At 29.8% G+C, this 4,006-nt stretch carries 5 protein-coding genes; 2 read left to right on the top strand and 3 right to left on the bottom strand.

What is annotated here, in order from left to right:
* Positions 1 to 283, top strand: a 283-nt coding sequence (locus tag EV214_RS18925; RefSeq protein WP_165916476.1) for a hypothetical protein, incomplete at its 5' end; no start/stop codon positions are given.
* Positions 284 to 584: 301 nt separating this feature from the next.
* Here the strand turns inward: EV214_RS18925 and EV214_RS18395 are convergent.
* Positions 585 to 1,214 (bottom strand): CatB-related O-acetyltransferase, encoded by a 630-nt coding sequence (locus EV214_RS18395; RefSeq protein WP_132248461.1) that lies wholly within the window; start codon positions 1,212 to 1,214, stop codon positions 585 to 587.
* A 174-nt stretch (positions 1,215 to 1,388) separates the two neighbouring features.
* Here EV214_RS18395 and EV214_RS18390 point away from each other — a divergent pair, with 174 nt between their 5' ends.
* Complete coding sequence (locus EV214_RS18390) at positions 1,389 to 2,192, top strand: IS701 family transposase (protein WP_243116726.1); 804 nt, start codon at positions 1,389 to 1,391, stop codon at positions 2,190 to 2,192.
* Positions 2,193 to 2,220: 28 nt separating this feature from the next.
* Here the strand turns inward: EV214_RS18390 and EV214_RS18385 are convergent, their stop codons facing one another.
* The gene (locus EV214_RS18385) at positions 2,221 to 2,643 is read right to left on the bottom strand and encodes a hypothetical protein (protein ID WP_132248457.1); all 423 of its coding nucleotides are present in this window, start codon (positions 2,641 to 2,643) and stop codon (positions 2,221 to 2,223) included.
* A 727-nt stretch (positions 2,644 to 3,370) separates the two neighbouring features.
* Positions 3,371 to 3,862: a GNAT family N-acetyltransferase gene (locus tag EV214_RS18380; RefSeq protein ID WP_132248455.1), complete on the bottom strand. Its 492-nt coding sequence runs from the start codon at positions 3,860 to 3,862 to the stop codon at positions 3,371 to 3,373.
* Positions 3,863 to 4,006 lie beyond the last annotated feature (144 nt).

Here is a 4,006-nt window from a genome sequence, read left to right as displayed (position 1 = left end):
TACGGTACGATTTAAAGTCGGTGTATGTATGCATCATGTTGAATATGCTGAAATATCAAGAATTTCAGAAATGAAGTGGAGCAGACCAGGGGATAGAAATAGTATTTGTAATAATGCTCATGTATTTTTTATTAGAAAATCAAAACCAGTTGGTATTGAACACCTTATGTTTTCGCGTGAAACTACGATTGAGATTGTTGATTATTTTGAAAAAATGAAGAAAAATAGTAAAGATGTCAGAAAGAATGAAAAGCATATTAAGATATCTAATGCTGAAAGGTAGCAAACACATAATTTTAATATTTGAGATGAATGATTGATCCCTCCCTATGGCTAAAAATAAACAAATGTTATACTTTGTCAATAAAAGAGATAACAAAATATATTATATTTACAGACAAGTTACAATAACATTGTAAACCGTCTTTGTAATCTAAATTATAAGCAATTTCAGTGCAACATAATACTAATTGGGGTACGACAACGATTAATGTAAAAATAACCTCCTAGAAAATAGCATTTAAAAAAGGGCTATTGCCCTTAGTATATTGCGACATAATATAAGAATAATACGTTGCAAAACATTAAACTAATTTATTAATATTTCCTGATTGAATGTACTTAATATTTGCTTGGATTTTTTCGTATGACCAATTCCACCACTTAATTTTCAGCAATTTTAAAATTACATTATCACTAAACCTTTTCTTTATAACTTTTGCTGGTACGCCTCCAACAATAGTATAAGGTGAAACATCGTTAGTAACTACTGCTCTGGTTCCAACAATTGCACCATCACCAATTTTCACACCTGACATAATTATAGCGTCGTATCCTATCCATACATCATTTCCAATTATAATATCACCTTTGTTATCCCAAGCATCTTTTGGCTTTAATGCTTCATCCCATTCTTCTCCGAAAATAGGAAATGTATAAGTAGATAGTGATTTCATTGTGTGATTTCCACTGGTCATGAGAAACTTTGCTTTACATGCAATTGAACAAAACTTCCCAATGATCAATTGATCATTGTTTATAGGATACTGATATAGTACATTATTTTTTTCGAAATCTCTTGGGTCATTATAAAAGTCATTATATATTGTATAATCTCCAACTTCTATATTATCTCTTGTAATTACATTTTTAAGATATATAGTTTGGTAATCATTACTTCTTGGATATACTTTGTTTAAATTTGGAATAGTCATGTTTAACCCTCTCCTTTTAATATCTAGTGTAGTGTGTGCTACTTTTCTGACTATCCCATTATTACAATACATTTCTTCATAGAATCACTCCTTAAATACTCTTTATTTTTTAATATATCTGGTAAGTTGAACCCCGCTCAATAAATGTGTGATGCGGATGGAATAGCAACTCCCATGAGCTTCTGGGACAATGCCCATACTACATTATTCCAGTTTGAAGATTGGGCCTGTAAGCATACTGTCAGGGTAGTAGCAGATACTTACTTTAGTAATAAGTCATTTATACAACCACTTTTGAGTAGAAAAACTCCTATTCATATGATTACAAAATTAAAAAGAAATGCAGTGGGGTATTTAGACCCTGAGAAACCTCAAACAAAGAAACGTGGCAGACCAAGAAAAAGAGGACAAAAGATAAAAATAGTTGATCTTTTTAAAACTGAACCTATCCAATCGATATCTGTATGCTTATATAGAGAAATAAGAGCCATTGAAGTTGTGGCAAAAGACTTATGGATATTAGAGCTTGACCGCAAAGTACGAATAGTGGTCACAAAACTGGGTAGTAATGTAATGGCATTAATCAGTACAGACATAACGCTGAATCCAACTCAAATCATTGAAATTTATGGCTCACGTTTTTCTATCGAAATAGCAATCAGAGATATGAAGCAGCTTTTAGGCTTAGGAGATTATCAGCATCAAGCTCTATTGCCTACATTCAGATTTATACATTTTGTAGCGGTAGCATATAGTGTTGGAAAGATAGCACTGCTAAAATATGCTAATAGTAGTTGGCTTCAAGCACAAGATTATCAAGGGGATACCCCTTGGACATCAGAACTTAGTTTTAAAAAGCTTCGTATTTGCTTGAGAAGATTTTCCTTGGGAAAACTTGTTTTCTCCAAAACCGCATTAGATCAAGAAGTAGAGAAAAATACATCAGTAAAAGATGCTATACTTACTATTGCTTCATAACAGCGATAAGGATAATTTTATAAAGGCTTCATTTGTTCAAAACTAAAGTAAGTGGGATTACTTCAATAATTCTACAATTATAAATCTCTTTCTGATATTTTTTGCTTTTGAATGTATCTTTCCTTCCACCTATTGCTTTTATCTTAAAATATGAATATTTTATATTTGGAACTATTTCAAACAATTGGATAGGTCTTAATCGTGATAAGGAAAAAAAAGTATTGTATATGTAACCGTCATAATAAATATTATTTTCAACATCAAAAAATCTTATATTTCCACCTAATCCTTTAACCCCTTCCGTTGTAGCTATGAAGCTAACACCTACAAAAGGGATATTAGCTAGTATACTGGTATAAACAGTATCATAAGAAGTTAATTTGTTAGTAATATTTAATATAATCATTATAATTAAAAGTATACACAGCTTCTTAAGTTTTAAAAATTTCAATATTCCTTCCTCCCTAAATAATCTTGAATTATTTTTTTATCATGCTATAACTAAGCAAGTTCAATATTGAAAATTTTATGTTTATCAAATAAATGCCTATCTTATTTACCAAAATAAATGAGACTTTAAAGATACAATAATATATTTTTTCTATCACTAACCATTAGTTTAACACATAAATTATCTAGGCGTATTTTAACATTATTTATAAAATATGGATATAGTTATATATTTATGTTTGCCTTTCGACTATTCCTCAAATATATGTTTAGCCCATAGTTAAGCTCCTGGATCACACCAGGAGCTTTTTAAAAACGTTCTTGGTATTTATATGAAATTTTACTTACCAAAAATTCTGCTCCAACATCCTTTTTTTCTCTCTTGTTGTTCTTATTCTTTTGTTATAGCTGGGGTAGTGCTCACAAGACGCAAAAAATATACGGTAATACAGTTATTACCAAATAGAATGTCTTGTCAAGATATTTCGATTTAGAATGCATGTAACAAAGTTGTAACTCATGAAAATATATAATATCACCGTAACACATTTGAAATTCTAGCATTTAATTGCTAAATGATGAAGCGTTTATTTTTTCTCTCACAATAAGTTCGTTAAATTATGATAATAGTATTGATAACACTAACCAAATGAGCGATGAAAAATATTTGGTATAGAATATAAAATCTTTGAGAAATATATTAAATCCACACTAATATACTTGAAATTTCATATAAATTCATCGGCATTTTGGAAATACACATCCTTACCATCTTTTAAGTTTTTTTTCATGCATATACTATTATTATTTCCTATGTAAGGTGGATAATTGTCAATAACATTATATCCTATGGACTTATATAAATTAATTGCTTCATACTGTTTTATTCCTGTTTCTAATATCGCATACATATAACCTTCTTCTCTTGCTGAATTCTCTAACTTATTGACAACTAACTTAGCTACACCCTGTCTTCTATATTCTTTTATTACATAAATCCTCTTTAATTCTACTGATGTAGCGTCATGTTCCTTATAAGCACCACATGCAATTGGGATATCACCATCATATATAATAATAACACTGCTAATACTATCTACTTTATTATGCTCATTATAGTTCGCTTGTATCTCTTCATATCTACTATGAAGGTCTCTATCCAATAAATTAATAAGTTTTATAAAATCAATACTTTTAGAGTCTGTTTTGATAACATTCAAGTTTTACCACCTCGTTTTTTTTTATTACCTAGTGTATAATGTCATATAGCGTCCTTGCTATATTGCAACGGTTCACATGGTTTTTGTGAACTGTTTGAAAATAGTATGTTATCTGCAGTAGCTCCCCAAAGAATTACTCAATGT

Source organism: Marinisporobacter balticus, assembly GCF_004345705.1.
Lineage (GTDB): Bacteria > Bacillota > Clostridia > Peptostreptococcales > Thermotaleaceae > Marinisporobacter > Marinisporobacter balticus.
Note: the sequence above shows the minus strand (reverse complement) of the source record. Positions and strands in the feature narration are given on the sequence as shown.